The 17695-nt window shown below is 66.3% G+C and carries 16 protein-coding genes and 1 pseudogene; 8 read left to right on the top strand and 9 right to left on the bottom strand.

What is annotated here, in order from left to right:
- The first annotated feature begins 35 nt into the window (after positions 1 to 35).
- Together P5704_014310 and P5704_014305 are read left to right on the top strand one after the other, a co-directional pair.
- Positions 36 to 2060: a TRAP transporter permease gene (locus P5704_014310; GenBank protein ID WOF77237.1), complete on the top strand. Its 2025-nt coding sequence runs from the start codon at positions 36 to 38 to the stop codon at positions 2058 to 2060.
- Complete coding sequence (locus P5704_014305; GenBank protein WOF77236.1) at positions 2057 to 2464, top strand: DUF1850 domain-containing protein; 408 nt, start codon at positions 2057 to 2059, stop codon at positions 2462 to 2464. Before P5704_014310 ends, P5704_014305 begins: the two co-directional genes overlap by 4 nt.
- A 71-nt stretch (positions 2465 to 2535) precedes the next feature.
- On the opposite strand, the pseudogene P5704_014300 reads toward P5704_014305, so the two are convergent.
- Positions 2536 to 3591: pseudogene (locus P5704_014300) on the bottom strand (aminopeptidase).
- Positions 3592 to 3736: 145 nt separating this feature from the next.
- Between P5704_014300 and P5704_014295 the strand changes: the two are divergent.
- From P5704_014295 to P5704_014285, 3 genes are all read left to right on the top strand, one after another.
- A complete protein-coding gene (locus P5704_014295) occupies positions 3737 to 4162 on the top strand; it encodes a hypothetical protein (GenBank protein ID WOF77235.1) in 426 nt (141 codons plus the stop codon).
- A gap of 93 nt (positions 4163 to 4255) precedes the next feature.
- Positions 4256 to 4672, top strand: a complete 417-nt coding sequence (locus P5704_014290; protein ID WOF77234.1) for a hypothetical protein — start codon at positions 4256 to 4258, stop codon at positions 4670 to 4672.
- Positions 4673 to 4712: 40 nt separating this feature from the next.
- The gene (locus P5704_014285) at positions 4713 to 5711 is read left to right on the top strand and encodes an LLM class flavin-dependent oxidoreductase (GenBank protein ID WOF77233.1); all 999 of its coding nucleotides are present in this window, start codon (positions 4713 to 4715) and stop codon (positions 5709 to 5711) included.
- 26 nt (positions 5712 to 5737) lie between these two features.
- On the opposite strand, the gene P5704_014280 is transcribed toward P5704_014285, so the two are convergent.
- From P5704_014280 to P5704_014255, 6 genes are all read right to left on the bottom strand, one after another.
- Complete coding sequence (locus P5704_014280) at positions 5738 to 5953, bottom strand: dodecin family protein (protein WOF77232.1); 216 nt, start codon at positions 5951 to 5953, stop codon at positions 5738 to 5740.
- Between the two features lie 283 nt (positions 5954 to 6236).
- Positions 6237 to 6452 (bottom strand): KTSC domain-containing protein, encoded by a 216-nt coding sequence (locus tag P5704_014275; protein ID WOF77231.1) that lies wholly within the window; start codon positions 6450 to 6452, stop codon positions 6237 to 6239.
- A complete protein-coding gene (locus P5704_014270; protein ID WOF77230.1) occupies positions 6449 to 8254 on the bottom strand; it encodes an ABC transporter ATP-binding protein in 1806 nt (601 codons plus the stop codon). Before P5704_014270 ends, P5704_014275 begins: the two co-directional genes overlap by 4 nt.
- Positions 8251 to 9405 carry a beta-glucosidase gene (locus tag P5704_014265; protein ID WOF77229.1) on the bottom strand — a complete coding sequence of 385 codons (1155 nt, stop codon included), beginning with the start codon at positions 9403 to 9405 and terminating at the stop codon, positions 8251 to 8253. Before P5704_014265 ends, P5704_014270 begins: the two co-directional genes overlap by 4 nt.
- Before the next feature lie 200 nt (positions 9406 to 9605).
- Positions 9606 to 10811 carry a UDP-galactopyranose mutase gene (gene glf, locus P5704_014260; protein WOF77228.1) on the bottom strand — a complete coding sequence of 402 codons (1206 nt, stop codon included), beginning with the start codon at positions 10809 to 10811 and terminating at the stop codon, positions 9606 to 9608.
- Positions 10799 to 11983, bottom strand: a complete 1185-nt coding sequence (locus P5704_014255) for a glycosyltransferase family 1 protein (GenBank protein WOF77227.1) — start codon at positions 11981 to 11983, stop codon at positions 10799 to 10801. The genes glf and P5704_014255 overlap by 13 nt, the downstream gene beginning before the upstream one ends.
- A 419-nt stretch (positions 11984 to 12402) precedes the next feature.
- On the opposite strand from P5704_014255, the gene galE reads away from it, so the two are divergent.
- Positions 12403 to 13464 (top strand): UDP-glucose 4-epimerase GalE, encoded by a 1062-nt coding sequence (galE, locus tag P5704_014250; protein WOF77226.1) that lies wholly within the window; start codon positions 12403 to 12405, stop codon positions 13462 to 13464.
- A 60-nt stretch (positions 13465 to 13524) separates the two neighbouring features.
- Here galE and P5704_014245 read toward each other — a convergent pair whose 3' ends face one another.
- Together P5704_014245 and P5704_014240 are read right to left on the bottom strand one after the other, a co-directional pair.
- Entirely contained in the window at positions 13525 to 14025 is a 501-nt protein-coding gene (locus tag P5704_014245) for a DUF3060 domain-containing protein (GenBank protein ID WOF77225.1), read from the bottom strand.
- Positions 14026 to 14337: 312 nt separating this feature from the next.
- Positions 14338 to 15240, bottom strand: a complete 903-nt coding sequence (locus P5704_014240; protein ID WOF77224.1) for a LysR family transcriptional regulator — start codon at positions 15238 to 15240, stop codon at positions 14338 to 14340.
- 208 nt (positions 15241 to 15448) lie between these two features.
- Here P5704_014240 and trpB point away from each other — a divergent pair, with 208 nt between their 5' ends.
- On the top strand, positions 15449 to 16660 hold the full coding sequence (trpB, locus tag P5704_014235) for a tryptophan synthase subunit beta (protein WOF77223.1): 1212 nt from the start codon (positions 15449 to 15451) through the stop codon (positions 16658 to 16660).
- Positions 16657 to 17478 carry a tryptophan synthase subunit alpha gene (gene trpA, locus P5704_014230; GenBank protein WOF77222.1) on the top strand — a complete coding sequence of 274 codons (822 nt, stop codon included), beginning with the start codon at positions 16657 to 16659 and terminating at the stop codon, positions 17476 to 17478. Before trpB ends, trpA begins: the two co-directional genes overlap by 4 nt.
- The last annotated feature ends 217 nt before the right edge of the window (positions 17479 to 17695 follow it).

Genomic DNA, 17695 nt, shown 5'->3' with positions numbered 1-17695 from the left:
TACAGGCCCCACCTTGCAGTGAGAGAGTGATTCCCATGAGCGAAAGCCAAGGGCTGCACGCCAGTCCCAGCGAATGGCCGAGGGCGCTGTTCTATGTCGCCCTGCTGTTCTCCATCTATCAGATCGTCACCGCCGCCTTTCACCCGGTGTCCAGCCAGGTGCTGCGCGCCGGTCACGTCGGTTTCCTGTTGCTGCTGGTGTTCCTCTGCTATCCGGCCCGCGGCAACGGCAAGCCGTTCCAGCCAGTGGCCTGGCTGCTCGGCCTGGCCGGTTTCGCCACCTTCTTCTACCAGTGGTATTTCGAGGCGGACCTGATCCAGCGCTCCGGCGACATGACCACCACCGACATGGTGGTCGGCCTGACGCTGATCGTGCTGGTGTTCGAGGCCGCCCGCCGAGTCATGGGCATCGCCCTGCCGATCATCTGCGGGCTGTTCCTCGCCTACGGCCTGTTCGGTGAGTACCTGCCCGGTGATCTCGCGCACCGCGGCTATTACCTGGACCAGATCGTCAACCAGCTGTCGTTCGGCACCGAAGGCCTGTACGGCACGCCGACCTACGTCTCGGCGACCTACATCTTCCTCTTCATCCTGTTCGGCTCGTTCCTCGAGCAGGCCGGGATGATCAAGCTGTTCACCGACTTCGCCATGGGTCTGTTCGGCCACAAGCTCGGCGGCCCGGCCAAGGTCTCGGTGGTGTCCTCGGCGCTGATGGGCACCATCACCGGTTCCGGCGTGGCCAACGTGGTCACCACCGGCCAGTTCACCATCCCGCTGATGAAGCGCTTCGGTTATCGCCCGGCCTTCGCCGGCGGCGTCGAGGCCACCTCGTCGATGGGCAGCCAGATCATGCCGCCGGTGATGGGCGCGGTGGCGTTCATCATGGCCGAGACCATCAACGTGCCCTTCGTCGAGATCGCCAAGGCCGCGCTGATTCCGGCGCTGCTGTACTTCGGCTCGGTGTTCTGGATGGTCCATCTGGAAGCCAAGCGCGCTGGCCTCAAGGGCCTGCCGAAGGACGAGTGCCCGAGTGCCTGGGCCGCGGTGAAGGAGCGCTGGTACCTGCTGATCCCGCTGGTGGTGCTGGTCTGGCTGCTGTTCTCCGGACGCACGCCGATGTTCGCCGGCACCATCGGCCTGGCGCTGACGGCGATCGTCATCCTCGGCTCGGCGATCATCCTCAAGGTGTCGTCGTTCGGCCTGCGCATCGCCTTCTGGATCGCCCTCGGCCTGCTCTGCGCCGGCTTCTTCCAGCTCGGCATCGGGGTGATCTTCGGCGTCATCGCCGCGCTGGTAGCGGTGTGCTGGTTCATCAAGGGCGGCCGCGACACGCTGATCATCTGCCTGCACGCGCTGGTGGAAGGTGCGCGCCATGCGGTACCGGTGGGTATCGCCTGCGCCCTGGTCGGCGTGATCATCGGCATCGTTTCGCTGACTGGCGTGGCCTCGACCTTCGCCGGTTACATCCTCGCCGTGGGCCAGGACAACCTGTTCCTCTCGCTGCTGCTGACCATGCTGACCTGTCTGGTGCTGGGCATGGGCATCCCGACCATTCCCAACTACATCATCACCAGCTCGATCGCCGCACCCGCGCTGCTCGACCTTGGCGTGCCGCTGATCGTCTCGCACATGTTCGTCTTCTACTTCGGCATCATGGCCGACCTGACTCCGCCGGTGGCGCTGGCCTGCTTCGCCGCCGCGCCGATCGCCAAGGAGAAGGGCCTGAAGATCAGCATGTGGGCCATCCGCATCGCCATCGCCGGTTTCATCGTGCCGTTCATGGCGGTGTACAACCCGGCGCTGATGATGCAAGGCGGGGACTGGGGCGCCACGCTGTACATGCTGTTCAAGGCGGCGTTCGCCATCGGCCTGTGGGGCGCGGTGTTCACCGGCTACCTGCAGCGGCCCATGGCGCTGTGGGAGAAAGTGCTGGGCTTCGTCGCCGGTGCGGCGATGATCCTCGCCACGCCGATGAGTGACGAGATCGGCTTCGCCCTCGGCGCGATCTTCCTCGCTCAGCACATCTGGCGCGCCCGTCGCGCCGAGCCGGCGGCGGCGTGATCGGTCTGTGCCTGGGGCTGGCCGGTGTGGTGTGGGCCGAAGTGCCCACGCCCACCTTCACCCTGGCGTGGAACCACACGATCGAGAAGATCCGCTGGGAAGAGGATTACCGCGTGACGCCGGACGGGCTGCTGCTCGGCGAAGCGCGGGTCAAGGGTTCTGGTGCCGGGATGGAGATTCCGGATGACGCCGAACTGCGCGACGGGGCCTGGCACTACCAGCGCCAGATGCCAGCGTTGCCACTCCTGCGCCTGGGGCGAACCCCCGAGGCAGGGGATTACCAACTGTGTTTTGACCAGCGTTGCCACGCGATGAGCGAATGGCTAGGCCCGCCACAAGCGGACCAGCCGACGCTGGAAGTCTGGGGCTGTACCGTGCAAGCGGCGAGTGTCGGGAACGATTGACCGGCTGGCCGGTGGTCGTTGAGGAGGGGTGTTCGCGCAGGCGGCACCCCTTTTTCTTTTGGCTCGTCGCGATCAGCCAGTTTCGACAGTCTGGAGTTCCGCTCGTCGGCAGGCAGTTCCGTGAGTGCCGCGACCGCCTGGTGAAAGCGCGCCCAGTCCCGCTCGCATCGCTCGAACAGCGCGGCAAACGCCGGCACCCAGCGGTCGTACAGGCCGAACGGCAGCAGCGTGGCGTTGTTCAGCGGCTGGGCGAACCAGCGATCGAAGCGACCATCGCCGTTCCACTGGCTGTCACGCAAGTGTCGATAGCGCTGGCGCAGCGTTGCGAACTCGGCCTGCTTCAGCGCACGCAACTCGGTTGCCGGGCGCCCCGAGGCATACAGCTGGTCCAGCCGTTGACGGGTATCGAGCAACAGCTCAACCAGTTGCCGATAGCGCATCCGCGCCTGGTCATCCTGCTCCGGCAGCCCGCGGCTGGCACGCCACTGGCGCAAGCCCTCGCGCTCGACGAAGGTGGCATAGGACTCGTTGAAGGCGGTGTCGCCGGGCAGATACAGCTGCTGATGCGCCAGTTCGTGGAAGATCAGCGCCGCCAGCTGCTCGTCGTTGCGCCGCAGCATCGAGCTGAGTAGCGGATCGGCGAACCAGCCGAGCGTCGAATAGGCTTCGACACCTGCCACATGGGTATCCAGCCCGCTCAAGCGCAACCGCGCTGCCTCGCCGCGGGCGGCACCCTGGCGGAAATAACCGCGATAGGCGACGCAACCGGCGATGGGAAAGCAATGCTCCAGCGGTTTGACCGAGAACGCCTCGGTGGCGAACAGGTTCCACACCACATAGGGCCGGCCGAGTTCGGCGTAGAGCCGATAGCTGTCGTTGTCCGGCAGCGCCAGCGCCTGGCTGGCGAAGCGACGCGCCTGGAGTACCTCGCCCAACCGTCGACGCAACGCCGCATCGCGCGATTCATCGGCGAGCAGCGCTTCGATGGGTTCGCGTTGGCGCAGCAGATCGAGCTGGCCAGCGGCGAGCTGGCCGTAATAGCTGCAACCATTCAGACAGACGGCAAGCAACAGGGGAACCCAGCGCAGGCTGCGGCTGTCGATGGAGGCGGCGTTGGGCTTGGGCATCGGGTGTACCACTCAGTGGCCGGGCTGGCGCCGGCGCGCGTAGCGCACCCTACAAAGGCCGTGCTGCCGATTGCAACCTGCGGCAGCCCATGACGTCCTCAATCGAACCCTTGCCGGCCTCTGATCACCGGCTGGAGCCTTGTACATGCGCGGTTTCCTTCTCGTCACCCTGCTCGCCAGCCTGGCCGGCTGTTCCATGTGGATGCCCAAGCCCGATCCCGAGCAGGCCTGGATCGAGCTCAACCCGAACGGCGAAACCCAACTGCAGGCGGTCGCCGTAGATGGCAAGACGTTGGAGGACGACCGCTACTTCCAGGTGCCGCCTGGCAGCCGCAAGCTGGAGATGCGCTACCGCTTCGAGGTCAATGGCGCCAACGTCGGCCCCGGCAGCAGCTCGCTGCCGCGCGACTGCAAGCTGACCCTGGAATACGACAAGTTCACCGCCGGCGCGCGCTATCGCCTGGTGGCCGGCGGCTATGGCTTCCGGCCCTGGGCCAAGCTCTACGACCAGCACCAGTACGTGCTGGCGCGCGCCGAGGAAAAGGGCTGCGGCGACCTCGCCGGCCGCTGAGTTCGCGTTGAAATGCGCCGTCATCTGGCGCACCCTCGGCGACATCGGTGAGGCGTAGCGCGTCTCGCCCAGCCATTCGCCGAGGATTCAGCCATGCGTCGCTCACTCCCCCTCGCCCTGCCCGCCCTTCTCGCCCTGGCCGGCTGCGCCGGGCCGCTGCCACAACCCGACCCGAACATGGCCTGGGTCGACATGACCGCGCAGCCCAGCGACATCTTCATGTCCGACCAGCTGGACGGCAAACGCACCCCCGACGGCCGTTATTTCCAGGTCCCGCCGGGCGCCCATGAACTCGAAGCGCGCTACGAATTCGAAGTGACAGGGGGCGACTTCGGCCTGTTCGGCGAAACCCACACCATTCGCTGCACCCTGGTGATCCGCTACGACGACTTCCAACCCGGCCAGCGCTACCTGTTCCAGGCCCGCTCGCTGGGTTTCACCCCACAAGGCTGGTTGCGCGACGAACAGCGCAACGTGCTGGTCGAGGCCGAGGCCGAACATTGCCGCTGAGCCCGCTCGCACCCGACCGCCTTACGTCATGAGGTAAACGATGTCCCGCATTGCAAACACCCGCTTTTCCGCGCTCGACCTGGCGCCGATCCGCGACGACGGCACGCCGGCCCAGGCGCTGCACAATGCGCTGGCCCTGGCACGTCACGTCGAGGGGCTCGGCTTCCAGCGCTTCTGGGTGGCCGAGCACCACAACATGGACGGCATCGCCAGTGCCGCCACCGCGGTATTGCTCGGCTACCTGGCCGCCAATACCACGCGCATCCGCCTCGGTGCCGGCGGGGTGATGCTGCCGAACCACGCGCCACTGGTGATCGCCGAGCAGTTCGGCACCCTGGAAGCGCTCTACCCGGGCCGCATCGACCTCGGGCTCGGTCGCGCCCCCGGTGCCGATCAGTTCACTGCCCATGCGCTGCGCCGCGACCGCATGGGCAGCGCCGACGATTTCCCGCAGGACGTCGAGGAGCTGGAGCTGCTGCTCGGTCCGCGCCAGCCCAATCAGCGCGTCATCGCCATGCCGGGAGTGAACAGCAACATACCGATCTGGCTACTCGGCTCCAGCCTGTTCAGCGCCCAGCTGGCCGCGGCCAAGGGCCTGCCCTACGCCTTCGCCTCGCACTTCGCGCCGCGCTACATGCACCAGGCGATCAAGCTCTATCGCGACAACTTCAAGCCCTCGGCGGTGCTCGACAAGCCCTACGTGATGCTCGGCGTGCCGCTGATCGCCGCCGACAGCGACGAGCAGGCCGAGTACCTGGTGACCAGCGTCTACCAGCGCATCCTCTCGCTGATCCGCGGCCAGAGCCTGGTGCTGCGCCCACCGGTGCAGAGCATGCAGGGCCTGTGGCTACCGCATGAGCAGCAGGCGGTGGGCGACTTCCTCGGCCTGGCGCTGATCGGCGGTCCGGAAAAGGTTCGCGCCCGCCTTGAGGTGCTGCTCGAGCAGACCCAGGCCGACGAGCTGATTTTCACCTGCGATCTCTACGAGACCACTGACCGCCACCGCGCCTTCGAGATCGTCGCCGACCTGCGCCAGTAGAAAGCGGGGCCGGCCACGCGTGGCGATCAGCTGTTCTCGAGGCGGAAGCCGACTTTCATGGTCACCTGGAAGTGACCGACCTTGCCGTTCTCGACGTGCCCACGGATTTCGCCGACCTCGAACCATTCGACGTTCTGCAGAGACTTGGACGCCTCGGCGATACCGTTCTGGATCGCCTCATCGACGCTGTTGCGCGAGGAGCCGACGATTTCAACCTTCTTGTACGTGTGATGATCCGACATGATGTCCCCTTCTGGTCTGAAGAGCCTCCGCTCGGTAATGCGCGTCCTGCCTGATTGAGGCCCGCAGAGCGCCCCGGAAGTTCAGCGCAGCGGTCGACCGGTCGATCGCGGATGACGAATCGCCCCGGTGGAAAATGCTGCGCAGTTTTCCACCCTACGCATCCACGTTGTGGTCCGTAGGGTGGATGTCGCTTCTTACATCCACCGCGTGCCGCCCGGCCTACGGTGTGCAGGCATACGTAGGGTGGATAACGCGCAGCTTACCCACGCGCTCCCGGCACGCTCACTCAACGCGCCGATAGCGGTAATGCTGCGGCTTGAACACCTGGTTGAAATGCCGGCCCAGCGAGTCGGCGTCGAGCAAGGCCTGCACCGCTTCGGGCGGGACCGCTTCATAGCGGTACAGCGCGCCGCTGCTGAACTCCACTTCCAGCACCTGCTGCTCGGGGTCGTAGCCGAGCGCGCGCAGGCTGCTGGAATTCACCGCGACACGCTTCATGGCACCACATCGGTCTGCGGGGTAAAGCCTTCGGCCTGCATGCGCCATAGTGCGGCGAACTCACCGCCGCGGCGGCGCAACTCGTGCGGCGGGCCGTCTTCGACGATGCGGCCGTCGCGCAACACGAGGATGCGGTCGAAGCTCGCCAGGGTGGACAAGCGGTGCGCCACCGCGACCACGGTGCGGTTGTGCACCAGCAGGTTGAGCGCCGCCTGGATCTCGCCTTCGGACTGGGTATCCAGCGCCGAGGTGGCCTCGTCGAGGATCAGGATCGGTGCGTCCTTGAGGAACGCCCGGGCGATGCCCAGGCGCTGTCGCTGGCCGCCGGAGAGCATCACCCCGCGCTCGCCGACCAGGGTCTCGTAACCCTCTGGCAGCTCGCGGATGAAGCCGTCGCAGAAAGCACTGCGCGCCGCCTCGATCACTTCCTCGTCGCTGGCATCCGGACGCCCGTAGCGAATGTTCTCGCGGATGCTGCGGTTGAACAGCGCGGTCTCCTGCGGCACCACGGCGATCTTCTCGCGCAGGCTGTCCTGGCTGACGCTGCGGATGTCCTGGCCGTCGACCAGGATGCGCCCGCCCTGCACATCGTCGAGGCGCTGCAGCAGGTTGATCAGGGTCGACTTGCCAGCCCCGGACGAGCCCACCACGCCGACCTTCTGCCCCGCCGGAATGTGCAGGTCGAGATCCTCGAACACCACGCCGCGGCCCGGATAGGCGAAGCGGATGCGTTCGAAGGTGATGTCGCCCTCGGCGAGCATCAGCCGATTGTCGCTGTCGTCCAGGCCATGGGGCTGCACGATGATGCGCAGGGTATCGTCGATGGCGCCGATCTGCTGCGTCGTGTCCACCAGCGCCAGGGCCAGATCCCGCGAGCCGTGCAGGATGCGAAAGGTCAGCGCGCTGACCAGCACGACGTCACCGGCGGTCACCGTGCCGGCGATCCACAGCTTGATCGCCCACACCAGCATGCCGCCGGCCATCACCGACAGGCAGATGTCGTGCATCACCCGCGCCTTTTCCAGATACATCCAGCTGCGCCGCTGGGCGCGGGCTTCGTAGCCGATCTCGTGGGCCAGGCGCTCGGCCTCGCGGTAGCGGGCGGAAAACGCCTTGATGGTCCAGACATTGGAGACCGCGTCCACCAGCTCGCCGCCGACCCGTGCCGATTGCGCGGCGAACCGTTGGTGTTTGGCGCGACCGCGAATGCCGAAACCGGTGATCAGCGCGGCAACGATGGCGACGAAGCCGATCAGCGCCACGGCCATGCGCACGTCCACCGTGAGCAGCACCACCACCGCACCGAGGAAGTCGACGATCGGCGGCACGATCTTCCACGCCAGGCCGCCGTAGATCGCGCCTGCAGCCTGGCCGACGGCGGAGATGCGATTGCCCAGCGAGCCGGCGAAGTGCTCGGTGAAATAGCGCATCGGATGGCCGGTCAGGTGCTTGAACAGGTCGACGCGGATATCCACCACGCTGGCCACCACGGTGCGACAGCCGAGCCAACCGCCGAGGCGCCACAGCACGTTCTCGGTGACGATCAGGCCGATGAACAACCCCAGCGGCCACCAGACATTGGCCGATGCGCGATCCGCCGTGCCCTGCGCCATGGCATCGACCAGCAGTTTCATGCCGTACTGCACCGCCACCGCGCAGCTGGCCGCACCGATGATCAGCGCCAGCAACCCGCCGAAATGCCAAGGCCGGGTGCAGATGTAGTGCCAGAGGAAGGCGACCGGGCGGCTGGGTAGCGGCAGCTCTTCCGGCTTGGCCTGAGGCACGCCGGCCGCCTGGTTCACGGTAGGGCTTCGGCGTGGCGCGACGTGGAATTCGACTGACTGAAGCGCGCCTGTTGCAGGCGCAGCTCATCGGCCAGCCCCTGGTGCACGCAGCGCTTGCCGTGCTCGTCGGGGAAGCCGAGCAAGCCGACCGGACAATGCCGCTCGTCCGCCCAGCCGGGGTAGTCCAGCACCGGATACAGGCAGATGCCTTCCACCGGCACCCCAGCCTGCATCGCCAGCCCGGCCTGCTCGCTGACATAGCGCAGCCAGTCGCCACGCAGGTCGCCCTCGGCGCCGGTCTCGGCGATCAGCAGCGGACGCTGGTAGCGCTGCCAGATCTCCCGCAGGATGCCCTTGAAGGGTCGGTAATCCGGGTTGTCGCGCTCGATGGTGTGGCCATCGCCGTGGTACCACTGGTTGTTCGAGTAGTAGTTGACGCCAATGATGTCGAGGTATTCCGGCGCGCCGCCGAGTCCCGGCCATTGCTCGCCGCAGAGCATGTCCCAGGCCTCGAACTGCGCCTGGCGGAAGCGCTCGGCGTCGCGCTGCGGACCAGGCCGGTCGTTGCCCGCGATTACATGAATGGCCGGATCGACCTGGACGAAACGCGCCCGCGGCTCGACCGCGCGGATCGCCTGCATCGCGGCAATGGTGGCGCGCACCAGCTGGTGCTTGAGCTCAGGGCCGCGGCCGCGGGCCATCGGGTTGAAGTAGGCCTCGTCGCCACCAGCCCAGGCCCAGAAGGAGATTTCGTTGAGCGGTGCGAAGAACGGCACCTCGCCGGTCTCGTCCTTGATCAGCTGCGCGGCCGCCGCGGCATAGCGGGCGAAGCGCTCGACGAACGGCGGGCGCCAGATGTCGATGTCGTCCGGCCAGCCGTAATGGCACAGGTCCCAGATCACCTGGGTGCCCTGGCGCTGCGCCGCCTGCAGCATGGGCAGGAAGCTCGACCAGTCGTACTGCCCCGGCGTGTGCTCGATCAGGTGCCAGCGCAGGCCGTCGCGCACCGTGCGGATGCCGTGGCGGCGCAGCGCGGCATAGTCCTCGGCGGCCCAGCGGTCATGCCCGGTGGCGACCAGCAGGTCGAGCCGGCGACCGTCGCCGCGCCGATGGGTCGAGCATTCGAAGCCGCCGAGGAAGAAACTGTCGAACAGGCTGGGATGGTGCATCGTTTACCTCTGTGTCATGTCGGGATCGGGGGGGTGTTGGGCTTCGCTTCGCTCAACCCAACCTACGGTTGATCGCCGGATGCGTAGGTTGGGTTGAGGAACGCAGTGACGAAGCCCAACGAGCGAACCCCGCCCCACCACCGCGCGCCTGCCGCTCCATGGGCAACGCACGCCGCCCACTCAGCGCATCGCCGCCCGCCTCAACCCACGACCGGCGCCATGGCGCGTTCGGCTTCCTCGATGCGCTTGTACAGCGCCAGCGCCTGCCCCACCACCTGATCCATGTTGTAGTACTTGTAGGTGCCGAGGCGGCCGACGAAGGTCACGCCGGGCGTCTCGTCCGCCAGCTGCTGGTAGCGCTTGTACAGCTCGGCATTTTCCGGCCGCGGGATCGGGTAGTAGGGATCGCCCTCGGCCGCGGGGTACTCGTAGGTGATGCTGGTCTTCGGGTGCACCTGCCCGGTCAGGTGCTTGTATTCGCTGATGCGTGTGTAGGGCACGTCTTCGCTGGGGTAGTTGACCGTGCCCACGGCCTGGAACCGTTCCTGCTCGAGCTGCTTGTGCTCGAACTTCAGCGAGCGGTACGGCAGCTTGCCGAAGCGGTAGTCGAAGTACTCGTCGATCGGCCCGCAGAAGATCAGCTGGTCATGCTGCACCTCGTCGCGGATCTCGCGGTAATCGGTGTTGAGCATCACCTTGATGTTCGGATGCGCCAGCATCTTCTCGAACATCTTCGTGTAGCCGTGCTTGGGCATCTGCTGGAAGCTGTCGGTGAAGTAACGGTCATCGGTGTTGGTGCGCGTGGGGATGCGCGAGGTCACCGACTTGTCCAGCTGCGACGGGTCCAGGCCCCATTGCTTGCGGGTGTAGCCGCGAAAGAACTTCTGGTACAGCTCGCGGCCGATGCCGTTGATCACCACATCCTCGCTGGTCTGGATGTTTTCCACCGGCTCGGCGCGGCTGGCGAGAAAATCCGCCGCTTCCTCTTCGCTGCTCATGTTCAGGCCGTAGAGCCGATTCAGCGTGGTCATGTTGATCGGAATCGGCACCTGCTGGCCGTCCACCTGCGCCAGCACGCGATGCTCATAGGGGCGCCACTCGGTGAACTGCGAGAGGTAGTCGACGATGCGCTGGGCATTGGTGTGGAAGATGTGCGGGCCGTAGCGGTGGATCAGCACGCCGGACTCGTCGTGGTAGTCGTAGGCGTTGCCGGCGATGTGCGGCCGCCGGTCGACCACCAGCACGCGCTTGTTCAAGCCCCTGGCCAGCCGCTCGGCGAGCACGCTGCCGGCGAAACCGGCGCCGACGATCAGGTAATCGAAGCCACGCCTGCGCGCCTGTGGCTGGTCGCCCGCGCCTGCGCCGAGACGTTCCGGGTTGCTGTCCTGCGGGCTCATATCGCGCATTGCATTTTTTCCTTCATCAGGCTCCAGGTGTGATCCCAGGACATGTCGCCGAGGATCTCGTCGGCCTTGGCCAGGAGACCGTCACGGTCTTCGGCATCGGCCAGGGCGGCTTCGCTGGCGGCGACGAACGCTTCGGCGCTGTCGGCGATGCGCACGATGCCGGTGTCGCCGTAGGTGCGCAGCACATCGGTGATCGGCGTGGACACCACCGGGCAGCCGCCGGCCAGGTATTCGGGGGTCTTGGTCGGGCTGATGAAGCGGGTCGATTCGTTCAGCGCGAACGGCATGATCGCCACGTCCCAGCCGGACAAGTATTGCGGCAGCTCGTCGTAGGTCTTGCCGCCCAGGTAGTGGATGTTGTCGCGCTGCGGCAGCTCGGCGGGGTCGATCTTGACCACCGGGCCGACCAGGACGATCTGCCACTCCGGCTTCATCCGCGCGACCTGCTCGATCAGTTCGAGGTCCAGGCGTTCGTCGATCACGCCGTAGAAGCCCAGACGCGGATGGGGGATTTCCGCCTGGTCATCCGGGTCATGCTGCGGCCGGCGCGCGGCGGCGAAGTGCTCGACATCCACGCTGCTGGGGAACGGGTGGGCGTTGTCGTGGCGCTGGCGCTTGGCCTCGTAGAGGCTGTAGCCGCCGGTGAAGACCAGGTTGGCACGGCACATCAGCTCCACCTCGCGCTCGATCAGCTGCGGCGGCGCCCCGCGAAACGCCGAGAGCTCGTCCATGCAGTCGTAGACGATCAGGTTCGGCGCCAGGTGATCGGAGAAGGCCAGGCTCATTGGCGTGTAGTACCAGAGCATCAGCTCACCGACGCCGAGTTTTTCCAGGTAGTCGTCGAGCAGCTGGCGTTGCACGCGAATCGCCTCACCGCCCTCGCAACCGGCCGGCAGGCGCGGGATCAGCACCTGTACGCCGTTCTCCTCGGGGCGCACTTCCAGCCAGGGCTGGGCATCCTCGGTGGGAATGGGTTCTTCATGGAAGAGCACGTTGTAGTCGCGGGCGAAGCGCGACATCAGGTGCTGCGGGCGCTGGTAGACGAAGCTCCAGCGTAGGTGCGAGAGGCACAGCAGCGTCGGGATCTGATCATCGAAGACCACTTCGGCCGGCGCCTGCTGCGCGTTGCGGGATTTACCGATGTCGTACTGGAACGGGCCGGCCCAACTCATGTAGCACCTCATTTCGGTAGCCGTGCCCAGGCATTCCTGCCCACTCACCATGCCACGTCGATGCCAGCGCTGCCCTGCGTAAGGCGAGTCATCGCGCCACGACAACGGAGCCATCAGATGGCCTGCAACCCGCGTCGTTCGCCGATAGTGGACGGCAATCGGCGGTTCGGGTTCCCGCCAATCATCCGATAGCACAGCCCGTCGGCCGTCCGGCGGCTGGATGGAACTCGCCAGAACCTTGTCCCGTCCCTATCAACAGGACGCCTTACACCGGCACCGGAACTCCTGCGCGCAGCTCGTCGTCGCCGTCCCGTTCCGTTTCGCCGATTCCAGATTACGGAGACTCATGCAGCGCCACTCACTGGCCAGCCGCAGTGTCCCGAGCGTGTCGAAAAGACAGCGAATGCGGAGGTAGACAGATGATTCTGGTAACAGGAGGAGCCGGCTACATCGGCTCACACGCGGTGCTCGAACTGCTGCAGGCCGGGCACGAAGTGCTGGTGCTGGACAATCTGTGCAACAGCTCGCAGACGGCTCTGGACCGCGTCGAACAGCTCGCCGGCAGGCCGCTGCAACTGGTCAGGGGCGACGTGCGCAATCGCTCGCTGCTCAAGGCACTGTTCGCCGCCTACCCGATCAGCGCGGTCATGCATTTCGCTGGCCTGAAGGCGGTTGGCGAAAGCGTGCGTGAGCCGCTGCGCTACTACGAAACCAACGTCGGCGGCAGCATCGCGCTGTGCCAGGCGATGGCCGAAGCCGGTGTGTTCAGGCTGGTGTTCAGCTCATCGGCGACGGTCTACGGCGAATCGCCGGTGATGCCGATCATCGAGGACCGGCCCATTGGCGTGCCGACCAACCCCTACGGCCAGTCCAAGCTGATGGCCGAGAACGTGCTCAAGGGCCTGGCCGACTCCGACCCGCGCTGGTCCATCGGCCTGCTGCGCTACTTCAACCCGATCGGCGCACACGAGTCGGGGCTGATCGGCGAAGACCCCAACGGCGTGCCGAACAACCTGCTGCCCTACATGCTGCAGGTGGCGGTGGGCCGACGAAAGCAGCTGAACGTATACGGCAACGATTACCCGACCCCGGACGGCACCGGCGTGCGCGACTACATTCACGTGGTCGACCTGGCCAAGGGACATCTGAAAGCGCTGGAGCGACTGCAGCTGATTCATGGTGTTTCCACGTGGAACCTCGGCACCGGCAAGGGCCATTCGGTACGCGAGATGATCACCGCCTTCGAGGAAGTCACCGGCCGCCCGCTGCCCCACGTGATCAAGCCACGTCGCAGCGGCGACATCGCCCAGTGCTGGTCGGACCCGAGCAAGGCCGAACTGGAGCTGGACTGGCGCGCCGAAAAGGATCTGACCACCATGCTTGCCGACGCCTGGCGCTGGCAGAGCCGCAACCCGCGCGGGTACGCCGAGGAAAAGGCCGCCGCCGCGGAAGCCACTGCGCAGACCGCCCTGGCCAGCTGAGGCCCGGTCGTGCGGCGCATCCCGCCGCACGACCAGTCGCTCGAGACGGCGATGCTCGTCCTAGTGCCGGTCGATCTGATGACCGACACCGGACGAGGAAAGCGCCGGCTCATCCCCACGCCACTGCAAGCGGTTGTCGATGCCATCCAGGGTGACCTGTGCCGGGCCGTCGAACACCAGCTCCAGCCCATGCTCGGCGCCCGACACCTCGACGATAGCGGTCTGGCCACGGCCGAGGACGATGGTGCGGACACGGTTCTTGTTGGTGTCCACGGTCAGGCGGTCGACGGACTTCGCCGATACGCTAATGCCGCTGCCGGACACCTCCAGCGCGGACGCCTTCTCCAGGCTGACCTCATGATCTGTCCCGTAAACCTGCACCACGCCGCACTCCCCGGTGAGGCTGATCCTGTTGGCGTTGCCGGAGATGTTCACGTCCTTGCCGAGGCAGGGCACATCCCGCGACAGCTCGATGCCCTCCAGTTCGATCGGTTGAGCATGGGCCGCCGTCGTCAACAGCAGGCCGACCGCGAGCATCGCAGCAGAAGCGCAAGCATTCATTCGCTAAGTCCTTTCGAGGCAGAAGAAAGCATCGGAGAAAACCGCTGCGATCGGTGATCGCTCCGCTGCCGTGCGGCGTAGGACTCGATGGCGACGACCGAGTTCAAGCCGCCATGGACGCGCCGCGAATGACTGCGGTTGCCGCGGTGCCAGGCGTCTGCACGCTCAGATCACGACACCCCGAACGTATTCTTGAAATGACCGCGCTGCGCCTTCCCCATACAAGAAAGGCTGCCGTGGAAGCGATCTGCGCATTCCAGACCCCGCGTCTTTTGCGGGACCATCCAATCGCAAATCAAGCCACGCCGACGCTTACCCGGGCTTCTCTGCACTGCGCAGCTCGTCTCGCAGCCACTCAGCCAGGCGCTCGGCCCGCCGGTCCAGCCGCCGCGCCGGCACCCAGAGCGCCAGCCGGGCGCTCGTTTCGACGAAACCCCAGGGCGCCAGCAAACGCCCTGATTTCAGGTCGTCGGCGACCAGTTGCTGCGGTGCGATGGCCACTCCGAGACCAGCCAGTGCCGCCTCGAGAAGGAAGTACAGGTGCTCGAAGCTCTGCCCGAGGCGCAGCTGCGTGGGGTCCAGCTGCTGCCGGCGAGCCCAGCTCGGCCAGGCCTGCGGGCGCGAGGCGGTATGCAGCAGCGCCTCTTCCAGCAATGCCGCGGGCGGCGCGCTGCGCAGCTCGGCACAGCGCGGATGGTAGGGGCTGAGCACCGGGCCAATGCGCTCGGCGGCCAGCTCGAACACCTGCATATCCGCCGGCCACGGCGGCTCGGCGTACCACAGCGTGGCATCCAGGCCCGGCTTGCGCGGGTCCAGCTCGCCTTCGCTGGCGGACAGCTGCAGGCGCAGCTCGGGCAGGTCGCGATTGAGCCGGTCCAGCCGCGGAATGAACCAGCGCGCCAGCAGGCTGCCGGGGCAACCGAGGACGAATGGCGCTTCGGCGGTCTGCCGCTGCAACTCGGCACAGGTGCTGCGCAAGCGCTCGAAGGCCTCGCTGGCGGCATCGCGCAGGCGCACCCCGGCATCCGTGAGTTTTACGCCACGACCTTCTTTGACGAACAGGCCAATGCCCAGCTGCTCTTCGAGCTGCTTGACCTGCCGGCTGACGGCTCCGTGGGTGACATGCAGCTCGCGCGCCGCTTCGCTTACGCTACCCAGACGAGCGGCCGACTCGAAAGCGCGCAAGGCGTTGAGCGGAGGAAGATCCCGAGCCATGAATGTGAGTTTTCCTGACAGGTTATGGCGATCTTATCGCTTTTAACCCGGCGCCGGCAGCCGTAAGCTCTCCTCAATGACTGCCGTAGGGTGGAAAACTCGCGAAGCGAGTTCCACGCTGGCGTGCATCGATCGCGTGGACAAGGCTGCGCCGTTGTCCACCCTACGGTCACCCGACTGCGTGTCGGCACCATCCAAGGAGCCTCACATGACCTCATACCGCACCGGCCCCGACACCCGCGGCCTGTTCGGCCGCTTCGGCGGCCAGTTCGTCGCCGAAACCCTGATGCCGCTGATCAACCAGCTGGCCGCCGAATACGAGAAGGCCAAGAGCGACCCGGCCTTCCTCGAGGAGCTGGCCTACTTCCAGCGTGACTACATCGGCCGCGCCAGCCCGCTGTACTTCGCCGAGCGCCTCTCCGAGCACTTCGGTGGCGCGAAGATCTACCTCAAGCGCGAAGACCTGAACCACACCGGCGCGCACAAGATCAACAACTGCATCGGCCAGATCCTCCTGGCCAAGCGTATGGGCAAGCAGCGCATCATCGCCGAGACCGGCGCCGGCATGCACGGCGTGGCCACCGCCACCGTGGCCGCGCGCTTCGGCATGCAGTGCGTGGTGTACATGGGCACCACCGACATCGAGCGCCAGCAGGCCAACGTCTTCCGCATGAGGCTCTTGGGCGCCGAGGTGATCCCGGTCACCGCCGGCACCGGCACGCTGAAGGACGCCATGAACGAAGCCCTGCGCGACTGGGTGACCAACGTTCACAACACCTTCTACCTGATCGGCACGGCCGCCGGCCCGCACCCCTACCCGGCCATGGTGCGCGACTTCCAGTCGGTGATCGGCAACGAGGTTCGCGAGCAGATCATGCAGAAGGAAGGCCGCCTGCCCGACTCGCTGATCGCCTGCATCGGCGGTGGTTCCAACGCCATCGGCCTGTTCCACCCGTTCCTCGATGACGAAGGCGTACAGATCGTCGGCGTCGAAGCGGCCGGCCACGGCATCGACACCGGCAAGCACGCCGCGAGCATGGCCGGCGGCGCGCCGGGCGTGCTGCACGGTAACCGCACCTTCCTGCTGCAGGACGCCGACGGCCAGATCACCGACGCGCATTCGATTTCCGCCGGCCTCGACTACCCCGGCGTCGGCCCCGAACACGCCTGGTTGCACGAGATCAAGCGCGTCGAATACGTGCCCTGCACCGATGACGAAGCCCTGGCCGCGTTCCACCAGTGCTGCCGCCTGGAAGGCATCATCCCGGCGCTGGAATCGGCCCACGCCCTGGCCGAAGCCTTCAAGCGCGCGGCAACGCTGCCCAAGGAACACCTGATGGTGGTCAACCTCTCCGGCCGCGGCGACAAGGACATGCAAACCGTCATGCACCACTACGACGAACAGGAAGAACATATATGAGCTCGGTGAACTCCCGCTTGCAGGCCCGCTTCGCACAGCTGAAGCAGGAAAACCGCGCCGCGCTGGTGACTTTCGTGACCGCCGGTGACCCGGACTACGCCACCTCGCTCGCCATCCTCAAGGGCCTGCCGGAGGCTGGCGCCGACGTCATCGAGCTGGGCATGCCGTTCACCGACCCGATGGCCGACGGCCCGGCGATCCAGCTGGCCAACATCCGTGCCTTGGCAGCGAAGCAGAATCTACCGAAGACGCTGCAGATGGTCCGCGAATTCCGCGAGACCAACAGCAGCACCCCGCTGGTGCTGATGGGCTACTACAACCCGATCTTCGCCTATGGCGTCGTGCGCTTCGTCAGCGATGCGAAGGAAGCGGGTGTCGACGGCCTGATCGTCGTCGACCTGCCGCCGGAGCATAACGACGAGCTCTGCGACCCGGCCCAGAACGCCGGCATCGACTTCATCCGCCTGACCACCCCGACCACCGACGACCAGCGCCTGCCGGTGGTGCTCAATGGCAGTTCGGGCTTCGTCTACTACGTCTCGGTGGCCGGCGTGACCGGTGCAGGTTCCGCCACCCTGGAACACGTCGAGGAAGCGGTGGCGCGCCTCAAGCGCCATACCGACCTGCCGGTGTGCGTAGGCTTCGGCATCCGCACGCCGGAACAGGCCGCCGCCATCGCCCGGCTGACCGAGGGCGTGGTGGTGGGCTCGGCGCTGATCGACCAGATCGCCGGGGCCAAGAGCGCGGAGGCTGCGGTGGAAGGTGTGCTCGGCCTGTGCCGCGAGATCAGCGCCGGAGTACGTGGCGCCCGCGGCTGAGGTTTAGGGTCTGTTGCCGTTTCATCGCGAGCCGCGTTGCTGCGAGAAATGGCAACAGACCCTAGTGCCGTAACCGAAAAGCCGCTGCCCCCGTGAGAGGGCAGCGGCTTTTTCATTCATGCACCTGGCGTCCGTGGTTTACCGCGGAAATGGCGTCCCTGGTGGGCTTCAGCCGACCAGCCGCATCTATCGGCTGCATCGAACACAGCACGCTGTG

It is taken from the genome of Pseudomonas sp. FeN3W (genome assembly GCA_030263805.2).
Taxonomy (GTDB): Bacteria; Pseudomonadota; Gammaproteobacteria; order Pseudomonadales; family Pseudomonadaceae; genus Stutzerimonas; species Stutzerimonas stutzeri_G.
This window is presented reverse-complemented; position numbering and strand designations above follow the sequence as displayed.

Coding starts and splice junctions, on each gene's coding strand:
- P5704_014310 (WOF77237.1), top strand. CDS start 36: ATGAGCGAAAGCCAAGGGCTGCACGCCAGTCCCAGCGAATGGCCGAGG.
- P5704_014295 (WOF77235.1), top strand. CDS start 3,737: ATGCGCGGTTTCCTTCTCGTCACCCTGCTCGCCAGCCTGGCCGGCTGT.
- P5704_014290 (WOF77234.1), top strand. CDS start 4,256: ATGCGTCGCTCACTCCCCCTCGCCCTGCCCGCCCTTCTCGCCCTGGCC.
- P5704_014285 (WOF77233.1), top strand. CDS start 4,713: ATGTCCCGCATTGCAAACACCCGCTTTTCCGCGCTCGACCTGGCGCCG.
- P5704_014280 (WOF77232.1), bottom strand. CDS start 5,953: ATGTCGGATCATCACACGTACAAGAAGGTTGAAATCGTCGGCTCCTCG.
- P5704_014275 (WOF77231.1), bottom strand. CDS start 6,452: ATGAAGCGTGTCGCGGTGAATTCCAGCAGCCTGCGCGCGCTCGGCTAC.
- P5704_014265 (WOF77229.1), bottom strand. CDS start 9,405: ATGCACCATCCCAGCCTGTTCGACAGTTTCTTCCTCGGCGGCTTCGAA.
- glf (WOF77228.1), bottom strand. CDS start 10,811: ATGCGCGATATGAGCCCGCAGGACAGCAACCCGGAACGTCTCGGCGCA.
- P5704_014255 (WOF77227.1), bottom strand. CDS start 11,983: ATGAGTTGGGCCGGCCCGTTCCAGTACGACATCGGTAAATCCCGCAAC.
- galE (WOF77226.1), top strand. CDS start 12,403: ATGATTCTGGTAACAGGAGGAGCCGGCTACATCGGCTCACACGCGGTG.
- P5704_014245 (WOF77225.1), bottom strand. CDS start 14,025: ATGAATGCTTGCGCTTCTGCTGCGATGCTCGCGGTCGGCCTGCTGTTG.
- P5704_014240 (WOF77224.1), bottom strand. CDS start 15,240: ATGGCTCGGGATCTTCCTCCGCTCAACGCCTTGCGCGCTTTCGAGTCG.
- trpB (WOF77223.1), top strand. CDS start 15,449: ATGACCTCATACCGCACCGGCCCCGACACCCGCGGCCTGTTCGGCCGC.
- trpA (WOF77222.1), top strand. CDS start 16,657: ATGAGCTCGGTGAACTCCCGCTTGCAGGCCCGCTTCGCACAGCTGAAG.